The 22879-nt window shown below is 69.8% G+C and carries 19 protein-coding genes; 8 read left to right on the top strand and 11 right to left on the bottom strand.

Features of this window, described 5'->3' with window-relative positions; translation table 11 throughout:
* The first annotated feature begins 79 nt into the window (after nt 1–79).
* The 6 genes from VFZ09_RS27250 (at nt 80) to VFZ09_RS27225 (ending at nt 7187) form a co-directional block, all read left to right on the top strand.
* Entirely contained in the window at nt 80–1159 is a 1080-nt protein-coding gene (locus tag VFZ09_RS27250; RefSeq protein WP_329730601.1) for a type III polyketide synthase, read from the top strand.
* Nucleotides 1153–1725 (top strand): isoprenylcysteine carboxyl methyltransferase family protein, encoded by a 573-nt coding sequence (locus tag VFZ09_RS27245; protein WP_329730600.1) that lies wholly within the window; start codon nt 1153–1155, stop codon nt 1723–1725. The genes VFZ09_RS27250 and VFZ09_RS27245 overlap by 7 nt, the downstream gene beginning before the upstream one ends.
* Complete coding sequence (locus VFZ09_RS27240) at nt 1718–1999, top strand: acyl carrier protein (RefSeq protein WP_329730599.1); 282 nt, start codon at nt 1718–1720, stop codon at nt 1997–1999. Before VFZ09_RS27245 ends, VFZ09_RS27240 begins: the two co-directional genes overlap by 8 nt.
* Nucleotides 1996–3750 carry a fatty acyl-AMP ligase gene (locus VFZ09_RS27235; RefSeq protein WP_329730598.1) on the top strand — a complete coding sequence of 585 codons (1755 nt, stop codon included), beginning with the start codon at nt 1996–1998 and terminating at the stop codon, nt 3748–3750. Before VFZ09_RS27240 ends, VFZ09_RS27235 begins: the two co-directional genes overlap by 4 nt.
* Nucleotides 3747–4841, top strand: coding sequence for an NAD(P)/FAD-dependent oxidoreductase (locus tag VFZ09_RS27230; RefSeq protein WP_329730597.1), 1095 nt, complete (start codon nt 3747–3749; stop codon nt 4839–4841). Before VFZ09_RS27235 ends, VFZ09_RS27230 begins: the two co-directional genes overlap by 4 nt.
* A gap of 183 nt (nt 4842–5024) precedes the next feature.
* Nucleotides 5025–7187 (top strand): M36 family metallopeptidase, encoded by a 2163-nt coding sequence (locus VFZ09_RS27225; protein ID WP_329730596.1) that lies wholly within the window; start codon nt 5025–5027, stop codon nt 7185–7187.
* Nucleotides 7188–7253: 66 nt separating this feature from the next.
* Here the strand turns inward: VFZ09_RS27225 and VFZ09_RS27220 are convergent, their stop codons facing one another.
* Nucleotides 7254–8381 (bottom strand): 5'-nucleotidase, encoded by a 1128-nt coding sequence (locus VFZ09_RS27220; protein ID WP_329730595.1) that lies wholly within the window; start codon nt 8379–8381, stop codon nt 7254–7256.
* A gap of 313 nt (nt 8382–8694) precedes the next feature.
* Between VFZ09_RS27220 and VFZ09_RS27215 the strand changes: the two genes are divergently transcribed.
* Complete coding sequence (locus VFZ09_RS27215) at nt 8695–9576, top strand: zinc metalloprotease (RefSeq protein ID WP_329730594.1); 882 nt, start codon at nt 8695–8697, stop codon at nt 9574–9576.
* 405 nt (nt 9577–9981) lie between these two features.
* Here the strand turns inward: VFZ09_RS27215 and VFZ09_RS27210 are convergent, their stop codons facing one another.
* The 10 genes from VFZ09_RS27210 to VFZ09_RS27165 form a co-directional block, all read right to left on the bottom strand.
* Nucleotides 9982–10875, bottom strand: coding sequence for a zinc metalloprotease (locus tag VFZ09_RS27210; protein WP_329730593.1), 894 nt, complete (start codon nt 10873–10875; stop codon nt 9982–9984).
* 249 nt (nt 10876–11124) lie between these two features.
* The gene (locus VFZ09_RS27205; protein WP_329730592.1) at nt 11125–12012 is read right to left on the bottom strand and encodes a zinc metalloprotease; all 888 of its coding nucleotides are present in this window, start codon (nt 12010–12012) and stop codon (nt 11125–11127) included.
* A 260-nt stretch (nt 12013–12272) separates the two neighbouring features.
* Nucleotides 12273–14114 carry a fatty acyl-AMP ligase gene (locus VFZ09_RS27200; RefSeq protein WP_329730591.1) on the bottom strand — a complete coding sequence of 614 codons (1842 nt, stop codon included), beginning with the start codon at nt 14112–14114 and terminating at the stop codon, nt 12273–12275.
* A gap of 43 nt (nt 14115–14157) precedes the next feature.
* Nucleotides 14158–15216 (bottom strand): type III polyketide synthase, encoded by a 1059-nt coding sequence (locus VFZ09_RS27195; RefSeq protein WP_329730590.1) that lies wholly within the window; start codon nt 15214–15216, stop codon nt 14158–14160.
* A complete protein-coding gene (locus tag VFZ09_RS27190; RefSeq protein WP_329730589.1) occupies nt 15213–15557 on the bottom strand; it encodes a hypothetical protein in 345 nt (114 codons plus the stop codon). Before VFZ09_RS27190 ends, VFZ09_RS27195 begins: the two co-directional genes overlap by 4 nt.
* 241 nt (nt 15558–15798) lie before the next feature.
* The gene (locus tag VFZ09_RS27185; RefSeq protein ID WP_329730588.1) at nt 15799–17592 is read right to left on the bottom strand and encodes a methyl-accepting chemotaxis protein; all 1794 of its coding nucleotides are present in this window, start codon (nt 17590–17592) and stop codon (nt 15799–15801) included.
* Between the two features lie 193 nt (nt 17593–17785).
* Nucleotides 17786–18523, bottom strand: coding sequence for an SDR family oxidoreductase (locus tag VFZ09_RS27180; protein ID WP_329730587.1), 738 nt, complete (start codon nt 18521–18523; stop codon nt 17786–17788).
* 8 nt (nt 18524–18531) lie between these two features.
* On the bottom strand, nt 18532–19821 hold the full coding sequence (locus VFZ09_RS27175) for a UbiA family prenyltransferase (RefSeq protein ID WP_329730586.1): 1290 nt from the start codon (nt 19819–19821) through the stop codon (nt 18532–18534).
* 2 nt (nt 19822–19823) lie between these two features.
* Nucleotides 19824–20864: a methyltransferase gene (locus VFZ09_RS27170; protein ID WP_329730585.1), complete on the bottom strand. Its 1041-nt coding sequence runs from the start codon at nt 20862–20864 to the stop codon at nt 19824–19826.
* Entirely contained in the window at nt 20861–21253 is a 393-nt protein-coding gene (locus tag VFZ09_RS27165) for an MXAN_6627.5 family MYXO-CTERM protein (protein WP_329730584.1), read from the bottom strand. The genes VFZ09_RS27170 and VFZ09_RS27165 overlap by 4 nt, the downstream gene beginning before the upstream one ends.
* Before the next feature lie 116 nt (nt 21254–21369).
* Between VFZ09_RS27165 and VFZ09_RS27160 the strand changes: the two genes are divergently transcribed.
* A complete protein-coding gene (locus tag VFZ09_RS27160) occupies nt 21370–22695 on the top strand; it encodes a response regulator (RefSeq protein ID WP_329730583.1) in 1326 nt (441 codons plus the stop codon).
* Nucleotides 22696–22879 lie beyond the last annotated feature (184 nt).

The raw sequence follows: 22879 nt of genomic DNA, 5'->3' as shown, positions 1-22879 counted from the left end.
CGCTTTCGCGCGTTTCCCCATTGCTCGCACCCTCCTGGGTGAGCAACCGTCGCTCCCTACCCTTACAGGGACGGCGCCGATGAACTCCGCATCAGGTCAGGACTCTCTCCCCGTCATCCGCGCGGTGGAGCGAATGCTTCCTCCCCACTACGCCCGCCAGGACCAGATCATCGGCGCCCTGCGCGAGCTCTGGGCCACCCGCCATTACAACCTCGAGCGGCTCGAGGACTTGCACCGCTCGGTACAGGTGGATGGGCGGTTCCTCGCGCTGCCCATCGAGCAGTACCCCAAGCTCGTCACGTTCCAGCAGCGCAACGACGCCTGGATTCAAGTCGCCACGGACCTGGGCGAGCAGGTGGTGCGCAAGGCGTTGGACCGAGCGGGGCTCACCCCCCAGGACGTGGACCACGTCTTCTTCGTCACCGTGACGGGCATCGCCACGCCGAGCATCGAGGCGCGGCTGATGAACCGGCTGGGCATGCGTCCGGACATGAAGCGCACGCCCATCTTCGGGCTCGGTTGCGTGGCGGGCGCGGCGGGCACGGCGCGCGCCTCGGACTACCTCCGGGCGTGGAAGGGCCACACGGCGCTGCTCATCTCCGTGGAGCTGTGCTCGCTGACGCTGCAGCGCGAGGACCTGTCCATTCCCAACATCATCGCCTCGGGCCTCTTCGGAGACGGGGCGGCGTGCGTCGTGTTGCAGGGCGGCGAGCGCTCCGGCGCCGGCCCTCGCGTCGTGGCCACGCGCTCGGTGATGTACCCGGACACCGAGCGCATCATGGGCTGGGACGTGGTGGACACGGGCTTCAAGGTGGTGCTGTCGGCGAAGGTGCCGCAGCTGGCGCGCGAGTTCATCGGCCGGGACGTGGATGGCTTCCTCGCCGAGCATGGCCTCACACGGAAGGACGTGAAGCACTGGGTGGCGCACACCGGTGGCCCCAAGGTGTTGCAGGCCTTCGAGGAGGCGCTGGAGCTGCCGCCGGACGCGCTGGCGCGCTCGTGGGCGTCGCTGCGCGAGGTGGGCAACCTGTCCTCGGCCTCGGTGCTCTTCGTGCTGGGCGAGATGCTCGAGTCGGGCGAGGCCCGGCCCGGGGACTGGGGCGTGATGATGGCCATGGGCCCGGGCTTCTGCGCCGAGCTGGTGCTGCTGCGATGGTGAGCTCACTCGCGGGCTATCTCGGCTTCCTGGGGCTGCTCGGCGCCGAGCGGCTGGTGGAGCTCGTCCTTTCCAAGCGCAACGCGGCGCGTGCCTTCGCGCGTGGTGGGGTGGAGACGGGACAGGCCCACTACCGGGTGATGGTGGTGCTGCACTCGCTCTTCCTGGTGGCGTGCGTGGCCGAGGTGGTGGGGCTCTCCCGTCCATTCCCGGGGGCGCTCGGCCTCGGGGCGCTGGGCGTGGCGCTGGTGGCGCAGGCGCTGCGCTACTGGGCCATCGCCTCGCTGGGAGACCGGTGGAACACGCGCATCATCGTGGTGCCCGGCCTGGCGCCGGTGACACGCGGGCCGTACCGCTTCCTGCGCCACCCCAACTACGTGGCGGTGGTGCTGGAGCTGGCCGCGGTGCCGCTCATTCATGGGGCCTGGGTGACGGCCCTCGTCTTCTCGCTGGGCAACGCCCTGCTGCTCCGCGTGCGCATCCGCGCCGAGGAGGAGGCCCTGGGCGCGCTCTACGCCGAGGCCTTCTCTGACAAGCCCCGCTTCATTCCGGAGGTGCCCCGTGGTTGAGAACGAGCTCGCCGTGCTTCGCGAGATACGCCGCATCGTCTCCCAGGAGCTGGAGTGGCAGGAGGAGGTGGAGCCCTCGCACCACCTGATGAAGGACCTGCGGCTGGACAGCATGGGGCTGACGGTGCTGGCGGTGGAGCTGGAGAACCACTTCCGCATCCGCCTCTCCATGGAGGACTCGGTGGGGGTGAACACCGTGGGTGACCTGATGCGCCTGGTGGCCGCGAAGGCCGCCGAGGCGCCTCGGGCGGCGGCCTCGGGAGGTGCCCCGTGAAGGGCCCGGCGCTGCCGGCGCTGAAGCACGCCACCGTCAACGAGGCGCTCGCCGCCGCGGCGCGGAGTCCGCTGGGGCTCGTCTTCGTGGACGCCAGCGAGCGCGAGACGCCGCTGTCCTGGGCGCAGGTGTATGGGCGGGCGCGCCGCTTCGCCGCGGGCCTGAGGCGTCTGGGGGTGGCTCCGGGCGAGCGCGTGGCGTTGCTGCTGCCCACCTCGCCGGGCTTCATGGATGCCTTCTTCGGCGCGCTGCTGGCGGGCGCGGTGCCGGTGCCGCTCTATCCGCCGGTGCGGTTGGGCCGGTTGGAGGAGTACCACCGCTCCACCGCGCGCATGCTGGAGGTGTCGGCCGCGGTGGTGGTGCTCACGGACGCGAAGGTGCGGCTGCTGCTGGGCGAGTCCGTGGCGGCGGCGCGTCCGAGGCTCGGCTGCCACACGGTGGAGGAGGTGGCGCGCGAGGACGGGGACCTGGCCGAGCGCGTCACGCCCGAGTCGCTCGCCGTCATCCAGTTCTCCTCGGGCTCGACGGTGGACCCGAAGCCGGTGGGGCTGCGGCAGGGCCACCTGATGGCGCAACTGGCGGCGCTGGAGGCGGAGCTGCCGCGGCCGGTGGACCGGGAGCCGGTGGGCGTGTCCTGGCTGCCGCTGTACCACGACATGGGCCTCATCGGCTGTCTGCTGTCGGCGGTGTACTACCCGGGCGGCATGGTGCTGATTCCCCCCGAGGTGTTCCTCGCGCGGCCGGCGCTGTGGCTGCGCGCGCTGTCGAGGCACCGGGGCTTCGTCTCGCCCGCGCCCAACTTCGCCTACGGGCTGTGCCTCAAGCGGGTGAAGGACGCGGACCTGGAGGGAGTGGACCTGTCGGGCTGGATGCACGCGCTCAACGGCGCGGAGCCGGTGTCGGTGGAGACGCTGCGCCTCTTCACGGAGCGCTTCTCGCGGTGGGGCTTCCAGGCGGGCTCGCTGCGGCCGGTGTACGGGCTGAGCGAGGCCACGCTGGCCGTCACCTTCCCGCCCGCGGGACGAGGGCCGCGCGCGCTGGGCGTGGACGCGCGGGTGCTGGCCACGGAGCGGCGCGTGGTGGACGGCGCGCGCGAGGTGGTGTCCGTGGGGCGTCCGGTGCCGGGCTTCGAGGTGCGGGTGCGGGACGAGCTGGGCCACGGGGTGGAGGAGCGGCGGGTGGGGCGGGTGTTCGCGCGAGGGCCCTCGGTGATGGCGGGGTACGTGGGCCTCCCGGAGGCGACGGCGCATGCGCTGGACGCCGAGGGCTGGCTGGACACGGGAGACCTGGGCTTCGAGGCGGACGGGGAGCTGTACCTCACGGGCCGCGCGAAGGACCTGGTCATCATCCGCGGGGCCAACCACGCGCCGCAGGAGTTCGAGGAGTGCCTGGAGGGGGTGGAGGGCCTGCGCACGGGCTGCGCGGTGGCGCTGGGCTTCACGCCCGAGGGGGAGAACGACGAAGCGCTGCTGATACTGGCCGAGCACGCGCCGGGCGCGGAAGCAGCGGGCCTGGAGGAGCGGATTCGCGAGGCGGTGCTGGCGGGCACGGGCGTGAAGGCGCACACGGTGCGGGTGTTGGAGCCGGGGACGCTGCCGCGCACCTCGAGCGGGAAGCTGCGCCGGAGCGAGGCGTTGCGGCGCTACCTGGCGGAGGAGCTGACGGCGCCGAAGAAGGTGGGGACGGTGGGGCTGGTGGTGGAGATGGCGAAGAGCGCGCTGGCCTTCGCCCGCTCGGGGCGGGACGGGTGAGCGCCTGGGACGTGGCGGTGGTGGGAGGAGGGCCCGCGGGGCTGGCGGTGGCGCTCACCGCGGCGAAGCGGGGCCTCAACACGGTGGTGCTGGAGCGCGCCACGGTGCCGCCGGACAAGGCGTGTGGGGAGGGGCTGATGCCCTCGGGCGTGGCGGCGCTGGAGCGCTTCGGGGCGCTGTCGCTGCTGGACAGGCGCGAGTGTGCTCCCTTCGTGGGCATCCGTTACGTGCAGGAGGACGGGAGCGGCGCGGAGGGCCGGTTGCCGGCGCCCGGAGGGCTGGGCGTGCGGCGGGTGGCGCTGGTGACGGCGATGGCCGCGAGGGCCCGGGCGCTCGGCGTGGAGCTGCGCGAGCACTGCGCGGTGGTGGGCCAGCGGCGCACGGGGGACGGGTGGGAGGTGGAGACGGCGGCCGGGCCGCTGCGGGCGCGGATGCTGGTGGCGGCGGACGGGCTGGCCTCGCCGCTGCGGCGCGCCGAGGGGCTGGAGTTGCAGGTGGCGGGGCCGAGGCGTTTCGGGCTGCGGCGGCACTTCCGGATGAAGCCATGGGCGCCCTTCGTGGAGGTTCACCTGTCGGACGGCGTGGAGGCGTACGTGACGCCAGCGGGTGAGGAGCGGGTGGGGGTGGCCTTCCTGTGGACGGACGGGCTGCCGGGGCGCATCGGCTTCGACTCGCTGCTCGCGCGCTTTCCCTCGCTGGCCGAGCGGGTGGTGGGCGCGGAGCCGGACTCGAAGGCGCGGGGGGCGGGGCCGCTGGCGAGGGCGGCGCGGGCGCGGGTGGCGGACCGCTTCGCGCTGGTGGGGGACGCGGCGGGGTACGTGGACGCGGTGACGGGGGAGGGGTTGTCCCTGGCCTTCACGTGCGCGGAGGCGCTGGGAAACGTGCTGCCGGACGCGTTGGCGAAGGGCGGAACGCGCGAGTCCCTGCTGCCCTACGAGCGGGTCTTCCAGCGTGCGTTCCGCAAGTACGCGTGGCTGACGGGGGCCATGTTGATGCTGGCGCGCAGGCCCGCGCTGCGCCGTCCCCTGGTGCGCTGGCTGGGCTCGAATCCGCGCGTCTTCGAGCGGATCCTCGCCCACGCCATCGTGTAGGCGTACCCGGCTCGCGAGCGCTCCAGCTCCACCCGCCCCCCTGGGTTCGCTGGGCGCCGGCCTTCCAGTCCTGCAATAAAAGTACGGATGTGACACAATTTCGCTTTATTTTGTCTTCCAGATTTCTTATGAATCGCGAGCAGTTCACGTTTTTCCTCCACGTGGTACCCATCGGGAGAAGACATGCGTCTGCGCAACGCAGTGATTGGACTTGTGACGTTTTCGAGTGTCGCCAGTGCCGCCCCCGCCTCGGGTGACGAGGTCGCGGAGGCGCGGGCGCGGGTGTACCAGTCGGAGCGCGCCCTGACGGCGCCTTCGCGCTCCGGGGCGAGCGCGATCGCGGCCGGCTTCCTGCGCTCGCGGGGGGCCTCCGAGATGACCGTGGGCTCCCTGCGCGCGAGCGAGGCGCGCCAGGGTGACATCACCCACGTCCGTTTCGAGCAGTACGTGGGGGGCCTGCGCGTTCACGGCGCCTACGCCAAGGCGGCGGTGAACGGCCGTGGCGAGCTGATCCACTTCATCGATGGTACGGCGGCCGCGGGCCCGGTGGTCTCGGCGCGCGTGTCCGAGTCCGACGCGGTGGGCCTCGCGCTGCGCCACCTCTATCCCGAGCTGCGCGACACGCAGCCGGCGGAGCAGTCGCGCGAGGGCAACACCGTCTCCTTCGCCGGTGGCGCCTTCTTCCACCGCGGCCCGACGGCCGAGCGCGTCGCCTACGCGTCGGCCAACGGCGCGCTCCGCACGGGCTTCCTGGTGGAGACGTGGACGGCCAGGAGCAATCAGCTCACGCACACGCTGGTCAGCGGCGAGGGCCGGGTGCTCTCCACCGAGTCGCGCACCGCCAACGACCGGTACAACGTCTTCACGAATGATCCCACGAAGACCCCGCAGGCCATCGTGAGCGGCGCGGGCACGGGCAACGCGCAGTCGCCCATCGGCTGGCTCAACACCTCGGGCCTCACCACGCGGCTGATCGCCGGCAACAACGTCCGGGCCTACCTGGACGCGGACGCGAACAACGCCCCGGACACCGGTGGCACCGCGGTGACGAACGGGGACTTCCTCGCCGTGGCGGACCTGGCGCAGGCGCCCACCACCAGCCTCAACCGCGACGTGTCCGTGCAGAACCTGTTCTACCTCAACAACGTCATCCACGACACGCTCTACCGCTACGGCTTCAACGAGGCGGCGCTGAACTTCCAGGAGAACAACTTCGGCAAGGGCGGCGCGGGCAGCGACTCCGTGGACGCCGAGGCGCAGGACGGCAGCGGTACCGACAACGCCAACTTCGCGACGCCGGCCGACGGCTCCAACCCGCGCATGCAGATGTACCTGTGGACGGGCGTGGGCACCCACCAGGTCAACGTGCAGCTGCCGGCGTCCATCGCCGGCAACTACGTGGCGCAGGGTGACGCCGCGTTCGGCCCGGTGCTCACCACCACGGGCGTCACCGGTGACATCGTGCTCGTCAATGACGGCGTGGGCGCCACCTCGGATGGCTGCGAGGCCCTTGCGGCCGGCTCGCTCACCGGGAAGCTCGCGCTGATCGACCGCGGCACGTGCGGCTTCTCGGTGAAGGTGAAGAACGCGCAGCTCGCGGGCGCCACGGGGGCCATCATCGCCAACAACGCGGGCGATGGCGTGATGACGATGGGCGGCACGGACAACACCATCACCATCCCGTCCGTGTTCGTCGGCCAGACCACGGGCGCGACGCTGCGCTCGGTCACCGGCGTGTTCGGCACCATCCGCAAGTCCCTGTCGGCGCCGCTGCAGCGCGACTCGTCGGTGGACTCCGACGTCGTCTACCACGAGTACGGGCACGGCCTGACCTGGCGCATGATCGGCTCCATGAGCGGCCCCATCTCCGGTGCCATCGGCGAGGGCATGAGCGACGTGCTGGCGGTGATCCTCAACGACAACGACCGCGTGGGTGAGTACTCGGCCTCGAGCGACATGGGCATCCGCAGCGCGCCGTACACCAACTACCCGCGCACCTACGGGAACGTGACGGGCAGCGGCGTGCACTTCGATGGCGAGGTGTACGGTGCGATTGGCTGGCAGCTGTGGCTCAACTTCCAGGCCGCGGGCGTGTCCAAGGACACGCTGATGGGCTACCTGGTGGACGGCATGAACTACACGCCGGCCGCTCCGTACTACGAGCACATGCGCGATGGCATCCTGCAGTCGGTGGCCAATGCCGGCAATGTGCACCGCTGCCTGGTGTGGAGCGCGTTCGCCAAGTACGGCGTCGGCGTCGGCGCGAGTGCCACCCTCATCCGCTCGAAGGGCGCGACGGTGCCGTCGGTCACCGAGTCCTTCGTGAAGCCGTCGGATTGCCCGTAACGCCCGGCATCCTCCGGTGAAGCTCCCAGCGGGTGCCCGGAGACGGGCACCCGCTTTTTTTGCCCGTCAGTTCTTCGCGGTGACCGAGCCGACCGGCTCGATCTGATCCACCCGCTGCTTCAGGGCCGGGTCGTCCGGCATCGCCTGGCCCAGGGTGAGGTAGGAGAGCTGGTGCGCGCGCCCGCCGGCGGGCGGCTTCACGTCCACCTCGGTCTCGAGCTGCCGCATGCGGCCCTCCAGCTCCTGGATGGTGCGGGTGAGCTCGCCGCGCGTGGGCTCGTCCCTGGCGCTGGCGAACCGCTCCTGCGCCTTCAGGAGGTTGTCCTCCACCACCCGCAGCTGCTGGCGGGCCCGCGAGCCCGAGCCCAGGTCCTTCGAGGGCCCCGGCCCCTCCACGCTCAGCTCCAGCCGCGTCACCTGCTTGCCGAGCTCCCCCGCGGGGAAGACGGCGGCGTGGCTGCCCACCAGCTCGCCAATGCCCATGCCCCTCGCCTCGTGGGACTGCACCACGAAGTCCACCGCGTCCCCGGCCCGCAGGGCCATCTTCACGGCCTCCTGATAGGGCACCGCCGCCAGCACCACCACCACGTCCACCTTCTTCGTCTTGCGCAGCTTGCGCGCCTCGGCCAGCGCGCTCTCCACCGGAGGCAGCCCCTTCAGCCCGGGCTCCCCGGTGGGCGCGCCCTCGGGGGACACGCCCACCACGCCCACCTTCAGTCCTCCGGCTTCCACCACCAGGGAGGGCGCGAAGGGCGCCTTGCCGGCCTTGTCCACCAGGTTGGCCGACAGCAGCTTCATCTTCTTGCGCGCCCGCGTGAGCTTCTGGAGGTAGGGCAGGCCCTGCGACAGGTCGTACTCCCCCACCGCCATGGCCACCGTGCCCTGCGCCTCCATCTGCTCGAGCACCAGCTGTGCCTTCTGGTGGACCACGCTCTCCTCCCGGCGCACCTTCTCGCGGAAGAGGGCGTTGCCCGCGTCCATCAACACCGTGGGCAGGCCCCGGGCCCGCTCCGCCTCGATGGCCAGCTTCCTCCGGGCCAGTCCGCCCCGTGGCTCATCCTTGCAGCCGCAAGGGGCGATCTCCCCCCGGTTGTCTCCCGTGAAGAGCAGCACCAGCCGCTTGGGCGCCGCCAGGGCCCCCAGGGGCATCAGCAGCAGCACGGCCATCACCATCCATGAGAATCGCGCCTTCACTTCTTCTCCTCGCACGCGCACGGGCCTCGGCGGCCCTCGGGTCCGCCGCGATGCTACGCCAGACTCTTCTGCTCCCGGACCCGGGACCCGGGTGGAATGAAAGTGGTTGCCACTGCAACCATTGACGCAACGGATAATCCATTGTTCGTGCAAATTTTGACGCGGAAGGTAGTGGTTTTGGCTGCAACTATTGCCGCGCGCAGTCAAGTAAAACCGGCTTAAAAAAGAATAAAGGGTTTGATCATTTTATTGGAGCAATCTAAAAGTCGAGTCCCCTTCAGTTGGCCCTCCCGATTGGGAAAGGTGGATTCACATGCGGACGATCAAGTCGATTCTGGTGTTCGGTGCGGTTGCTGCGATGACGGGCTGCGGCCCGGTGGACGAGGCGGAGCAGGTTGCCGGCGTGGAGGCCCAGGTGGCCGACCCCCGCAACTGCGGCGCCGAGTCGTTCACCGACGAGCAGGTGGCTGAGATCGAGTCGCGCTATGAGGTGCTGAAGGCGCGCCAGGCGATGGGCGGCACGGTGAGCGCCCAGGCCGTCTCCATCCCCGTGTACTTCCACGTCATCCGCAGCAGCGCGGGCGCCGGCGGCGTGACCACCACGCAGATCAACAACCAGATCACCGTCCTCAACAACGCCTTCGCGCCGTCCGGCTTCAGCTTCTATCTGGCGGGCACGGACTACACGAACAACGACTCGTACTACACCTGCACCGGCGGCACGTGTGAGACGAACATGAAGAACGCCCTGCGCAGGGGCACGGCGACCGCCCTCAACTTCTACACCAACAACATGGGCGGCGGCCTGCTGGGCTGGGCCACCTTCCCCTGGAGCTACTCCAGCACCAACAAGCTGGACGGCGTGGTGGTGCTCCAGAGCTCGCTGCCCGGCGGCACGGCCACCAACTACAACCAGGGCGACACGGGCACCCACGAGGTCGGCCACTGGATGGGCCTGTACCACACGTTCCAGGGCGGCTGCACCACCACCAACGACAGCGTGAGCGACACCCCGGCCGAGCAGTCCGGCGCCTCCGGTTGCCCCACCGGCCGTGACAGCTGCCCGACGCTGGCCGGTCTGGACCCCATCACCAACTTCATGGACTACTCGTACGACTCCTGCATGAACACGTTCAGCGCCGGCCAGAACAGCCGCATGAACAGCATGTGGACCTCGTACCGCGCGGGCAAGTAGTCGCCCCGCTCCGAGACAACTGTCCCGGACCTGAGCAGCGGGTCTCCCACGTGAGTGGGGGCCCGCTGTTTGTCTTTGCGGGTAGAGGAGTCTGGGCCCGGTCCGCGCTTCCGTGGGTATTCCCTCTCCCCCTGGGAGAGGGTCAGGGTGAGGGTCTTCTCTCCCCGGTTGCCCGCGGGACCGGATGCGAGCTCGAGCCCGGCGGGCCGCGCGCGGGCGTTAGCGTGCCGCGGGCGGTCGCGTGCCGCGATGGGCGCCGGGGTGGGGAAGACGGGAGCGAGGTGCACGCGAGTGAAGACCCTCACCCCCCGCCCTCTCCCAGGGGGAAGAGGGAGCCCGCAAAAGCAAGACGCCGGAGCGCTCGAGGCGCTCCGGCGTCGGGGACTTCAGGACTTCACGCGGGGACTACTTGCCCGCGCGGTAGGTCGCCCAGAACGAGTCCATGCGGGCGATCTGGCCGGCGGAGAACCGGTCCATGCAGGCGTCGTCGGTGTAGTCCATGAAGTTGGTGATGGGGTCCAGGCCGGTGCTGCGGCAGGTGTCGCGGCCGGTGGGGCACCCGAAGGCCGCGGACTGCTCGGCCGGAGTGTCATCCACGTAGTCGTTGGTCTTCTGGCAGCCGCCCTGGAACGTGTGGTACAGGCCCAGCCAGTGACCCACCTCGTGGGTGGCCGTGTCGCCCAGGTTGTACGGCGCCGCGGAGCCGCCGGGCAGCGAGGTGTTGAGGATGACCACGCCGTCATCCTTGGGGTTGCCCGCGTACCAGTTGGGGAAGGTCGCCCAGCCGAGCAGGCCGCCACCGGGGCTGCTGAAGTACATGTTCAGGTCGTCCGCGGTGCCCTGGCGCAGCGCGTTCTTCATGGCCGCCTCGGCCGTGGTGTCCGGGCCGGCGGTGTACCAGGTGCTGTTGGTGGTGCGGTCCGTGCTCACCAGGGTGAAGCGGAACGGGGTGTTGGCGTAGGCCGCGTTGAGCACCGCCATCTGATCGGCGATCATCGAGTCCGGGATGTCACCGTTGGAGATGCCCGTGCCCTTGTTGATGACGTGGACGTAGGTGTTGATGTTGATGGAACCCACGGCCGCCATCGCACCGCGATACTGGTTGAGCATCGCCTGCACGGACTCGGTCTCGCCCTCGGACGGGGTCGGCGTGGCACAGCCGCTCTTCACCACCTGCTGCGCGGGCGCGGGCTGCTCCTCGGCCGGCTTCTGCTCGGCGCTGGTGCAACCCCCCAGCGCGATCATGGCACCCAGGACGACCGCGAACTTTCCACCCTTCGAGGCAACGTTACGAGACATTTCCAGCTCCTTGGAAATAGTTGCTGCTTCTTCTATCCCAAGAATAAGCCCCGAGCAAGGGCTCCAGCGCTTTTACTGAAAAATTCTAGTTATTAGGAATTAAGGAAACGGACGCAAGGCGTGCCGAGCAGGGAATCCGGGTGAAAAGCGGGATGGCGCGTGAAGGGGTGGCGCACGAAAAGCGAAACGCCGGAGCGCTGTGGGGCGCTCCGGCGTCGGACTTCAGGGGCTCGGGACTTCAGGCGTGAATCACAGGCCGCGGTACTGGATGACCAGCGCGTCGGCGCGGTCGGCCTGGCCGGCGCTGAACGTGTTCATGCAGGCGTCGTCGGTGTAGTCCATGAAGTTGGTGATGGGATCCAGACCGCCACCGGCGCAGGTGTCGCGGCCGGCGGGGCAGCCGTAGGCGGCGGAGCCCTCGGCCGGGGTGTCGCTCACGTAGTCACCCGAGCCGGTGCAGCCACCCTGGAAGGTGTGGTACAGGCCCACCCAGTGACCCACCTCGTGGGTGAGGGTGTCGCCCTCGTTGTAGGGGGCCGCGGTGCCGCCGGGCACGGAGCTGTAGAGGATGACCACGCCGTCGTTGGAGGGGTTGGAGGCGTAGCTGGAGGGGAAGGTCGCCCAGCCCAGCAGGCCACGGCCCATGTTGTTGGAGTAGACGTTGAGGTCGCCCGCGCCGCCCACGCGCAGGGCGCTCTTCATCTTCGACTCGCAGCCGCCGCCGGCGCAGGTGTACCAGAGGGAGTTGGTGGTGCGCGTCACGCCCGCCAGGGTGAAGGTGAACGGGGTGTTCCTGTACGCGGCGTTCAGCACGTCGATGGACGCGTCGATCTGCGTCTGGGGAATGTCACCGTTGGCGATGCCCGTGCCGTTGTTGATGACGTGCCAGTAGACCTTGATGTTCACCGAGCCGTTGGCGCGCGCCGCGGCCTTGACGCGGCCGGCGATGGACTGCTCCACCGTGGCCTTCTCGGCGTCGGTCAGGTCCACCGTGGCGCAGCCACTGTGGGTGGCCTGCTGGGTGGGCTGCTGCTCCTCGGCCGGCTTCTGCTCGGCGCTGGTGCAACCGCCCAGAGCGAGAACCGCGCCCACGACCACCGCGAACTTGCCACCCTTCGAGACAACGTGACGGGACATTTCCAGCTCCTGAGGAAAAGTTCTCAAGTCTTATATCCCTAGAATTCACGGCAATCAAGGGGGCAAGCGGCTTATCTGAAAAATTCCAGTTACATGGATGTATGGAAACCTCCGCGAGCCTGGGAGAGGAGGGAATTCGAGGAAGAAGCGGGACTCGGGGTGAAGGGACCGCACGAAAAGCGAAACGCCGGAGCGCTCGAGGCGCACCGGCGTTGGCACTTCCCTTGGCACTTCGGGCCTTCCCGCGGTGATTCGTGTCTTCAGTGGACGATGGACTGACGGGCGGGAGGCGTCACCAGCAGGGAGAGGTTCTCGAAGGCGTCGATGTTCTGCCGGATGTAGGCGCGTTTGATTTTACCGCTGGTGGTCTTGGGAAGGGTGTGGGGGGCCACGGGGATGACGCGGTTGGGGCGCACGCCGGAGCCCTGGTAGACCATCTCCTCCACGTGCTTGCACTGCTGGCGCAGCACCTCGAGCTTGGTCTCGGTGGTCTCGCATAGGACGACGATGTCCTCGGTGCCCGTCTGGAGGTTGTTGACGCCCACGGCGGCCACGCAGCCGGCGCGCACCCCGGCCACCTGGGCGGCGGCGCTCTCCATGGTGTACGGGTGGTGGTTCTCGCCCGCCTTGATGATGAGATCCTTGCTGCGGCCGCAGATGAAGAGCTGGCCGTCGGCGAGGTAGCCCAGGTCCCCGGTGTGCAGCCAGCCGTCGCGCAGCACGGCCTCGGTGGCCTCCGGGTCCTTGAAGTAGCCGCCGAAGAGGGAGGTGCCGCGCAGGAGGATTTCCCCCTCGTGGCGCTCGCCGAGCACGCGGCCCTCGTCGTCGACGATGCGGAGGTCGATGCCGCGCAGCACCCGGCCCACGCTGAGCACGGTGAGCGCGTCCGGGCCGCTCTCCTGGACGGGCACGGCCTGCCGCCGGGAGGCCAGCGCCGAGCGGGAGATGCTCTCCACGCGCAGCGAGTCATTCCGGTCGCGGATGGAGATGCCCACCACCATCTCCGCCATGCCGTAGGCGGGCCGCCAGGCGTCCGGCTCGAAGCCGTGGGGCTGGAAGCGCTCGGTGAAGTGGCGCACGGTGTCGGCGTGGATGAACTCGGCGGCGTTGTAGGCCCGCTCCCAGGCGCTCAGGTCCAGGCCCTCCAACTCCGCGTCCTTGATGCGCTTGACGCACAGCTGGTAGGCGAAGTTGGGCGCGAAGGACGAGGTGGCGCGGAAGTAGTGGAGGGCCCACAGCCAGCGCGCCGGCTTGAGCAGGAAGCCGAAGGGCGGCAGCAGCGCCGTGGGAATGCCGTGGACGAAGGAGGCCAGCGTGGAGGCCACCAGTCCCATGTCGTGGAACAGCGGCAGCCAGCACACCATCAGGTCATCCGAGTCCCACTGGCTGATCTCCCCCATGCCCGCGCAGTTGGCGAACAGCGCGCGGTGGGAGATTTGGACGCCCTTGGGCGCGTCCGTGGTGCCGGAGGTGAACTGGATGAAGGCGGTGTCGTCGGCGTTGGCGATGGGCGGCTCGAAGGGCGGGGCCTCGCCGGACAGCTCCCTCACGGTGGCCACGAAGGGCGCGTCTTGCTCCGGCCCGGTGGCGTAGTCCAGCAGGGCCTCGTGCGCCAGGTCCGCGAAGTCCGGGTCGATGAGCATGGCCCGGGCCTCCAAGAGGCGCAGCTTCACCCGCAGGCGCTCGCCCCAGGCGCGCACGGACACCTTGGAGGAGGGCAGCTCGATGAGGCAGGGCGTGGCGCCCACGAGGCCACAGGCGAAGAAGCTCTCGAGGAACTCGGGGCTGGTGTCGAAGGAGAGCACCACCTTGTCGCCCTGCCGCACGCCGCGCGCGTACAGGTGGGCGGCGATGCGCAGCGCGTTGTGGTGCAGGTCCGCCGCGGTGAGGACGGTGAGCTTCTCCTCCAGGTCCGCGAAGTAGAAGAGCGGCTGCGAGGGCCGGGTGCGCGCCCAGTGCGCCACGGCCTCGGCGAGCGTCCGCACCGGTGCCACGTGGGCGCGGGTGGGCCCCCGCTGGGCGATTTCACGGCTGGGGTGACGGCCCACCCCGGGGCCCAGTTGCACGGACCCCGTCTGGCGGCGCAGAGGTTCCTGGCTCATCGCTGTGTGACCTCGGTGAAGGACCGGCGCTACCTGCCTGGACTCAGAAACGGACCAGCATGCCCTCGACGGTGAGGCCGGGGCCGAAACCCATCATCACGCCGTACTCGCCGCGCTGGGGCTTGTCCGTCTTCAACGCCTCTTCCAGCACCAGCAGCGCCGTGACGCAGCCGCAGTTGCCGTACTCGCTCAGCACGTGCCAGCTGGCGCGCATGGCCGACTTGTCCAGCTTCAGCTGCCGGGCGATGGCCTCGAGAATCTTCGGCCCACCCGGGTGGATGAGCCAGTGCTTGATGTCCGCCTTGCCCAGCTTCTCCGGGCCCAGCAGCTTCTCCAGGAAGGCGTCGATGTGCTCGCCCAGCACGAAGGGCACGTACGGCGACAGCGTCATCTTGAAGCCGTCGGTGTACATGTGCCAGCCCATCAGCTCGTTCGTCTCGTAGAGCTGCTCGGTGTGCGAGCGGATGAACTGGACGCCCTCGCCCTCCGGGGCGCTGCCCATCACCAGCGAGCACACCGCGTCCCCGAAGAGGCCCATGATGACGGCCTGCTCCGGGTCCGCGTCATCGCGGAACTGCAGCGAGCTGAACTCGGAGGCGTTGGCGATGACGTACTCGTCCGGGCGCGCGGCGATGCTGTCCATGGCCGTGCGCAGCACCGGGAAGGCCGCGAAGCAGCCCATGTGTCCCACGAAGGTGCGGCGGATGCTCGACTTGAGCCCCAGCTTCTTCGCGGTGAACAGGTCCAACCCCGGGCCCGAGTAGCCCGAGTTGGTCGTCATGGTGAAGGCGCCCACCTTGGAGCGGTCCAGGTTGCCCAGGGCCTTCTCCACGGACTGGCTGGTGATCTCCAGGCCCACGCGCTCGAAGACGCGGATGCGGTCACTGATGCCGCGGTTGCCGTCCTTGAGCTCCACGCGCGGGTCCCACGCGAAGTGGCGCCGGCGCACGCCCGAGTTGCGGATCATCCGCTCGGCGTTGGGCAGATCCTTGTACCAGTGCTTGAGCAGCCCCTCGTACATCTCCTCCTGGGTGAGGGAGAGCGGCGGCGTGGCCGAGGCGATGGACAGCAGGGTGGGGCGCAGGGGTGCTGCCCGGCTCATGCAACCTCCACGTCGAGCCCGGCGGGCCCGGCGTTGGACAGGTGCGTGGCGCGGCCCTCGGGCAGCTCGGCGGGGACGTGGCGCACCAGCCGCTCGTCGATGAAGTCCACCAGGCTGCCCACCGTGTCGTGCCCGCGGCGCGACGCCTTGATGTACCAGGGGGTGAACTCGATGTCGGCCACTTCGTCCTTGAGCCGGGAGATCATCGACTCGAGATGGAAGGAATCCATGCCCAGATCATACGTCATGGATGCGAACTCGCTCACGTCGTCCGGGAAGAGCCCCTGGTTGGTCGCCAGGATGATGTTGCGGACGTGATCGAGAATCTCCTGCCGGTGCATGTGGACCTCCCGCTCTGGGCGAGTCAGCTGGTGGCCCCCCCTTGTGACGATGACGAAAGATTACAGGCTATCTCGGTATTTGGTCAACCTGTAATTTTCGTGCAGGCCTGGAAAAGCAAAATCTGACGCGATGTGTCACCCTCCGGGCCCCGACGGAGGGGGTAGTCCGCGGGGCGAGGGGCATCCTGTCCATCACGGGAAAGAACGAAAAGCCCGGGAACACCTGTACTCCAGGGTGGGGCTATTCGACGTGATACTGGCCGGCGACCTGGCTGACCTGGGCGGAGACCTTCTGGAGGGTGTCGGCGGCCTCCTGGGTGGACTCCAGCCGCTCCATGGCCTGGTCCATGCTGCGCGACAGGTCGGCGATGGCGTTGAAGATTTGAGCGAAGCCGGCGTTCTGCTGGCTCACGGCGACGGTGATTTGAGTCACGGCCGAGGCGCTCTCGTTCACCATGAGGGAGAGCTGGCGGAGGCTGTCGCCGGACGTCTTCACCTTGCCGAGGCCGCCCTCGACCTGGGCGGCGCTCACGTCCGTCATGGCCACGGCGTCGCCGATGGCGTTGCCCACCTCGTCGAGGATGTTGCTGATGCGGGTGGTGGAGCGGATGGACTGGTCCGCGAGGGTGCGGATTTCACGGGCCACCACGCCAAAGCCCTTGCCGTGCTCGCCGGAGCGCACGGCCTCGATGGCGGCGTTGAGGGCGAGCATGTTGGACTGGTCCGCCAGGTCCTTCACCGTCTGGGTGATTTCGCCGATCTGCACGGCGCTGGCCTGCAGGCGCTCCATCTTGCCGCGGATGGCGAACACCGAGTCGCGGATGGCGCTGAAGCCGGCGATGGTCTGTTCAATCGCCAGGGTGCCGGCGCGGCTGAGCTCCTCGGCGTGACGCACCACGTTGAGCACCTCCTGGGCGCGCTGGGCGGTGAGGTCGGAGGTCTGTTTGATCTCCTGGGCGGTGACGTTGGTCTCCTGGATGGCGGTGGCCTGGGTGGTGAGGGCGCGGCGCTGGGCCTCGTTGGCGTTGCGCAGGGTGGCGCCGGCTTCCACGAGCTGGTTGGCGGACTGCTGGAGGGTGCGGGGCAGGGCGCTCAGCTGCAGGACGATGGAGTTGAGGCCGAAGGCGAGGTCTCCAATCTCATCGGTGGAGACCCACTGGGGCGGACGCACCTTGCCCACGGAGAGGCCTTCAATGGCCTCGAGCACGGAGAGCGAGCCGCGCTCCTGGCGGCGGGCCAGCATCCACGCGGAGACGGTGGGGAGGGTGAGCAGCAGCAGGGCGAGCACCGCGACGGGGACGCTCAGCTCCTCGAGGAGCGAGGAGGACATGCCCTCCATCATCTGGGCGGCCTGGTGCTGGCCGGCGGCCTGGAGGTCCTCGATGTAGCGGCGCTGCACGTTGTTGGACTGCACGGCCACGGCCACGCCACCGAGCACGATGAGCGAGAGCACGCAGACGGCGAAGGCGTAGGGGAGGAACCAGGACTGGCGCACCCAGAAGAAGCCGCCGCTGAGGACGCGCAGGTGGGGGTGGCGCTGCTGCTCCTCGAGGGCCAGCGGCTGCACCCAGCGCTCGATGACGATGCCGGCGGGGAAGGCCAGCAGGACGCCGACGGCCAGGCCGACGAGCCCGCCCCACACGGCCAGCTTGATCGCCTTGCCGAACCAGAGGCAGACGCCGGTGCTGAAGAAGGCGGCACCGGCGGCGTAGGTGCCCACCAGGTTGTAGAAGGCCAGGCGCCAGGGCAGCTTGAGGATGCGCACCAGCCGCAGCCCGGGCCGCTCCCCGGGATTCACGCGCAGCGCGGTGCTGACGAAGTGGTTGATGATGAGGAGCGGGCAGAGGACGGCGAAGAGCAGGAGCGTCGGCGGCAGCAGCCAGAGGAGCGCGCGCGAGACCTGATCTCCCTCGAGCCCGAGCACCATGCCCAGCAGGTAGGCCACGAAGGGGGCCAGGGGCAGCGCGCAGGCGCGCATGAGCGCGTCGATGCGGCTGGGCAGGGAGCTGTTGCTCGACGATTTGAAGAACGCCATGTTCGAGGCCCGGGGCGGAGAGGAGACGCGGGGCTCCAGAGGGGGACGCTATCACCTTTCCTCCCCCCGTGGAGCGCAGGACCCGGGAGGAGGAAGCGGGGGCGGACGTGCCTGCCCGCCGTGCGGGGCCGGGTGGGTTGCCTGCCCGCCCGTCACCCGGGCCGGGAGGCCATACCGGGCGTCACAGCGGGCGTCACAGCTTCATGCGCTTGAAGACGCGCTCGGGGATGCCGCGGATGGCGAACATGATGGGGCCCCAGAAGCCGGGCAGGTACACCTCGTCCTTGCGCGCGTCGGCCGCCCGGACGATGCCCCGGGCCACCTTGTCCGGGGTGGCGAAGAGGGCGTTCTTCTTCATGTCCGCCGTCATGGGCGTGTCCACGAAGCCGGGCTTCACCGTCACCACCGCCACGCCCGAGCGCGCCAGCCGGTTGCGCAGCCCCTGGAGGAAGATGCTCAGCGCGCCCTTGGAGGCGCCGTACACGTAGTTGCTCTGCCGCCCCCGGTCTCCCGCCACCGAGGAGATGACCACCAGCGTGCCCGCCTTCTGGGCCTCGAAGCGGTTGGCCAGCGGCGTCAGCAGGGACACCGCGCTCAGGAAGTTGGTGCGCAGCACCTTCTCGGCCTCAGTGTACGAGCGCTGGGCGGCCTCCTGGTTGCCGAGGATTCCGTGGGCGAGCAGCGCCCCATCCAGGCCCCCGAGCGCCGTGGCCGCGCGCTCCACCAGCGCCTCGTGCTGGGCGAGGTCGTCCAGGTCCAGGGTCTCGGTGTGCACGCTGGGGGCGCCCTTGACGCGGGCCTCGGTGGCGGTGGCCTGGAGCCGCTCGGGGTTGCGGCCCACCAGGTAGAGGGACGCGCCCCGGGCCGCCAGCAGCTGCACCGTGGATTGAGCAATGGCGCTCGTGGCGCCGAGGACGATGACCTTCTTCATGGACTCCCTCATGTCGCGGCCAGCAGCACGCCCATGGCGATGAGCCCCACCCCGTAGCTCACCTTGTCCTTCAACGCGAAGACCAACGGGTCTTCATTCACCAGGCCGCGGTGGGCCAGCAGCCACACCCGGCCCACCCAATACAGCATCACCGGGCACAGCAGCCACAGCCGTTCCGGGGACAGGTAGAGCACCGTCACTTCCTTGCTGGTGATGTAGAGCGCGAGCACCAGCACGGACAGGTAGCCACTGGACACTCCGAGGATGGCGAGCTGCTCGTAGTCCCCGGCCATGTAGCCCCGGCCCGGCGCGGCCGACTCGTTGGCCTGCCGCAGCCGCCGCACCTCGCTCAGCCGCTTCACCAGCGCGAGCGACAGGAAGAGGAACATGGAGAAGGAGAAGAGCCAGCTCGAGGTGGGCACGCCCACCGCCAGGGAGCCGCCGAAGATGCGCACCGTGTACAGCCCGGCGAGCACCAGCACGTCCAGCATCATCATCTGCTTGAGGTAGAGCGAGTACGCCAGCGTCACCGCGTAGTAGGTGGCCAGCAGGGCCAGGAAGACGCGCGGCAGCAGCAGCGCCACCGCCGCGCCGGAGCCCAGCAGCAGGGGCGCCAGCCACAGGCCCGCGCTCACCGGCAGGTCCCCCGAGGCGAAGGGCCGCCGCCGCTTGGTGGGGTGCTTGCGGTCCGCGTCCAGGTCCAGCAAGTCATTCAGCACGTACACGCTGGAGGCGCACAGGCAGAAGGAGACGAAGCCCAGCACGGCCTGCAGTAGCAGCGGCACGTCGAGCGCCTTGTGCGCGGCCAGCAGCGGGACGAAGAGGAGGATGTTCTTGGCCCACTGGTGCACCCGCAGCGCCTTGAGCAGCGTGCGCGCGAGCGGCTTGGAGGGCGCGGTGCGGCGCGCGTCCTCGTGGGGCCCGGTGAAGGGCTCGCCCCGGGGGTGGACGGCGTCGAAGAGGCCCAGGTGCGCGGCCACCGTCTCCGCCACCTTCCGGTCCGCGGACGTGGCCAGCACCACCCGGCGGCCCCGCGCCTTCTCCTCGGCGAGGTGCGACAGCAGCACCTCGTCATAGGGCAGCAGCGTCACGTCCAGCTCCACCCGCCGCGCCACCTCGGCCCGGAGGAAGGCGGGGCCTCGCAGGCTCCACGCCAGCACCGCCGGGAGCAGGTAGGGCTGGCGCTTGAGCAGCCGCAGCATGCCCTCGTGCAGCGTGTCCGTGTGCACCAGCACCCCGTCCAGCTCGACGGCGAGGGGGCGCGTGTCCCGGGGCGGGGAAGGAGGGGGCGAGGCCATGCTCACTCGGGGCGGGCGATGAGGAGCGTCTGCAGCGGCAGGTGGCGGATGGGCCGGGTGCTCTCGATGCGGAAGCCCGCGTCGTCGAGGAAGCCCTCCATCTCCGCGGGCGTATACGCGGCCGCCTTCGAGGTGAGGAAGTAGTGCAGGCCGATGAGCGGGGCGGCGCTCGGCGGATGCTCCACGTCCTCGCGCAGGTACTCCAGCACCGCCAGCGTCCCCTTGTGTGCCAGCGAGGTGCGCACCCGGCGCAGCAGCGCCACGTTCTGCGCGGGCGACAGGTGGTGCATCACCTGGAAGAGCAGCACCCCGTCATAGGGGCCCCCCAGCTCCGAGGTGAGGATGTCCCCCTCCCTGTGCGTCACCAGGTGCGACAGGCCGGCCTGGGCGATGAGCTCGCGCCCCACCCGCACGCTGCCCTCCAGGTCCAGCACCGTGGCCTTCAGCCCCCGGTTGTGGCGGCACAGCTCCGCGGCGAACCAGCCGTGCGCCCCTCCCAGGTCCAGCACGTGCCGCGCGCCCCGGGGCAGGGGAATGGCGCGCACCACCTCGGGCGCCGACAGCCGCGCCATCTGGTGCATGGCATGGATGTAGGCGCGCCAGCGCGGGTCGTCCGGCGCGAAGCGGTGGATGTCCACCGACTCGCCCGTGCGCACGGCCTCCTCCATGTGGCTCCACCACTCCCACTGGGTGTAGTTGAAGTCCAGGAAGCCGCCCACGTACTGCGGCGAGCGCGGATCCAACCAGCGCCGGGCCCGGTCCGCCATCCGGTAGCGGCCCTTCTTGCGCTCCACCGCCTCGCACGCCTCCAGCGCCTCCAGCAGCGCGCGCGTGCCCTCCGGCGACAGCTTCAGCCGCGCCGCCAGCTCCTCCACCGTGGCCGAGCCGTCCGCCAGCGCCGCGAACACGCCCAGCCGCTCCCCGGCCATCAGCGTGCGCGAGGCCATCATCCCGAAGAAGGCGTGCGCCAGCGGCTGGGGCGCCAGGTTGAACCAGTCCGCCACCCGCTCCAGCAGGTTGTCCGCCTTGAGTCCGAGCCTCACGGTTTCCCTCCGCCGCGCCGGCGCGCCGCCAGCGCCAGTCCGAGCCCCAGGCCCACCACCGCCAGCGAGTCCTCCGGGCCCAACAGGCAGCCCACCCGGTCCGCCTGGCGGATGCCGGTGTAGCGGCACACACCCTGGGTGCAACTGAAGCGCGCCGCGCAGTCATTGCCGCTGCGGCACGCGCCTCCCGGCCGGCCCGTGGAGTCGTCTCCCTCCGGGTTGTCCCGGTCCGCGCCGCCGCCTCCCACCGAGGCGTCCGGGACGTCATACACGCTGCCCGCGTCCCGGGTGCCCGCGTCCTGCTGGGCGTGGACGGCCCGGGGCAGGAGCAGGGCCAGGGGGAGGACGAGGCACGACACGAGGCGACGGGTCAACGGGGAGGACTTCATGGGGCGATTCCAGAGCGGAGGGGGCACCCCAACCTATCCGCCCGGACGCCGGGATGCATCCTCCGCTTCATCAAGCTCTTACGAAGTGGCGGGCTTTTGGCTAGGGTGGGCGCGCGATGGCTCCCCGAATCCTCGTCGTCGATGACAACCAGGAGCTCCTCACGCTCCTCACCCAGCTCTTCGAAGATGCAGGTTACGAGGTGGTGGGCGCGACCAAGGGCAAGCAGGCAGTCGAGGTCTCCCGTGCCCAACCGCCCGCGGTGGCCGTGCTCGACATCCTTCTGCCCGACATGATGGGCTACCACCTGGCGGACGCGCTCCGGAAGGATCAGCCCCAGCTGCCGCTCATCTTCATCACCGGCGTCTTCAAGGGCGGCAAGCACGCCATGGAGGCCCGGCAGAAGTACGCCGCCGCCGGCTACTTCGAGAAGCCCTTCGAGGCCGCCAAGCTGCTGGAGGCGGTGCAGAAGCTGGTGCCCGTCCAGAAGCAGGCCCCCACCGCCGCGTCCCTGCAGGACTCCTTCGACGTGGAGCTCGACATCGACGTCGAGGAGGAGGGGCCCCAGGACGCGATGGAGCTGACGGGCCGCATCAAGGTGACGGGCGGCGACAACCTCACCGCCGAGATCCGCGGCGCCAACCTCACCGCCACCCCGCTGCACAAGGTGGCGGCCACCCTGGTGCGCCCGCCCGTGCCGGGCCGTCCGCCCGAGCCGCTGCCCGTGGGCGCGGGAGGCCCCGGCCAGCGCCGCGGCGGGCTCAAGGACAACCTGCCCTCGCTCCTCACCGCCTTCTACCTGTCGCGCGAGACGGGCGAGCTGGGCGTGCAGCGCGGCAAGGTGCGCAAGGTCGTCTACTTCGAGCGCGGCACCCCGGTGTTCGCCCTCTCCAACATGCTGGCGGACCGCTTCGGCCAGTTCCTCGTGCGCGTGGGGAAGATCAAGGCCGAGCAGCTCGAGGACGCGGCGGCGGTGGCCACGGCGAACAACCGGCGCACCGGCGACATCCTGGTGGAGCGCGGCCTGCTCAAGGACACCGAGCGCCTGTACTACGTGGGCCAGCAGGTGAAGGCCATCATCTACTCGCTCTTCGCGTGGGAGGACGGCACCTACGTGATGAGCTTCAAGGAGAAGGCCGCCGCCGAGTCCATCAAGCTGGACGTGCACCCGGCGAACCTGATCGTCCGCGGCATCAAGAAGCTCTACAAGCCCGAGCGCCTGCGCCGCATGCTGCGGCCCGAGGATCGGCTCATCCCCGCGGTGGCCCCGGCCTACCAGCTGCACGAGGTGGAGCTGGAGCGGTGGGAGGCGGAGCTGCTGCCGAAGATCGACGGCAACCGGACCGTGGGCGAGCTGCTGGCCTACGCCAACCGTCCGGACCAGGTGGTCTACGGCTTCCTGGTGTCGATGATGTCGCTGGGCATCCTCGAGACGCGGACCTAGTGGACTGTCCGACAAGTTTTTCAACATAGTCGAGACCACAGGGTAGGTTGGGTGGAGGAAGAGACCGGATAAGTTGGGTGGATGAGGAGACGACCGCCGCATCTCCTCCACCTTTCGCCTGGGGAAGTGGCCTACCTCAAGACGCTGGTGGAGGACGGGCGTACCGAGCAGCGCGTCGCGCGCC

Source organism: Archangium sp. (assembly GCF_036277355.1).
Taxonomy (GTDB): Bacteria; Myxococcota; Myxococcia; order Myxococcales; family Myxococcaceae; genus Archangium.
This window is presented reverse-complemented; position numbering and strand designations above follow the sequence as displayed.

What these genes read in the sequence shown, in the direction of transcription:
- VFZ09_RS27250 (WP_329730601.1), top strand. Translation starts at nt 80, where the DNA reads ATGAACTCCGCATCAGGTCAGGACTCTCTCCCCGTCATCCGCGCGGTG.
- VFZ09_RS27245 (WP_329730600.1), top strand. Translation starts at nt 1,153, where the DNA reads ATGGTGAGCTCACTCGCGGGCTATCTCGGCTTCCTGGGGCTGCTCGGC.
- VFZ09_RS27225 (WP_329730596.1), top strand. Translation starts at nt 5,025, where the DNA reads ATGCGTCTGCGCAACGCAGTGATTGGACTTGTGACGTTTTCGAGTGTC.
- VFZ09_RS27215 (WP_329730594.1), top strand. Translation starts at nt 8,695, where the DNA reads ATGCGGACGATCAAGTCGATTCTGGTGTTCGGTGCGGTTGCTGCGATG.
- VFZ09_RS27210 (WP_329730593.1), bottom strand. Translation starts at nt 10,875, where the DNA reads ATGTCTCGTAACGTTGCCTCGAAGGGTGGAAAGTTCGCGGTCGTCCTG.
- VFZ09_RS27205 (WP_329730592.1), bottom strand. Translation starts at nt 12,012, where the DNA reads ATGTCCCGTCACGTTGTCTCGAAGGGTGGCAAGTTCGCGGTGGTCGTG.
- VFZ09_RS27200 (WP_329730591.1), bottom strand. Translation starts at nt 14,114, where the DNA reads ATGAGCCAGGAACCTCTGCGCCGCCAGACGGGGTCCGTGCAACTGGGC.
- VFZ09_RS27195 (WP_329730590.1), bottom strand. Translation starts at nt 15,216, where the DNA reads ATGAGCCGGGCAGCACCCCTGCGCCCCACCCTGCTGTCCATCGCCTCG.
- VFZ09_RS27190 (WP_329730589.1), bottom strand. Translation starts at nt 15,557, where the DNA reads ATGCACCGGCAGGAGATTCTCGATCACGTCCGCAACATCATCCTGGCG.
- VFZ09_RS27185 (WP_329730588.1), bottom strand. Translation starts at nt 17,592, where the DNA reads ATGGCGTTCTTCAAATCGTCGAGCAACAGCTCCCTGCCCAGCCGCATC.
- VFZ09_RS27180 (WP_329730587.1), bottom strand. Translation starts at nt 18,523, where the DNA reads ATGAAGAAGGTCATCGTCCTCGGCGCCACGAGCGCCATTGCTCAATCC.
- VFZ09_RS27175 (WP_329730586.1), bottom strand. Translation starts at nt 19,821, where the DNA reads ATGGCCTCGCCCCCTCCTTCCCCGCCCCGGGACACGCGCCCCCTCGCC.
- VFZ09_RS27165 (WP_329730584.1), bottom strand. Translation starts at nt 21,253, where the DNA reads ATGAAGTCCTCCCCGTTGACCCGTCGCCTCGTGTCGTGCCTCGTCCTC.
- VFZ09_RS27160 (WP_329730583.1), top strand. Translation starts at nt 21,370, where the DNA reads ATGGCTCCCCGAATCCTCGTCGTCGATGACAACCAGGAGCTCCTCACG.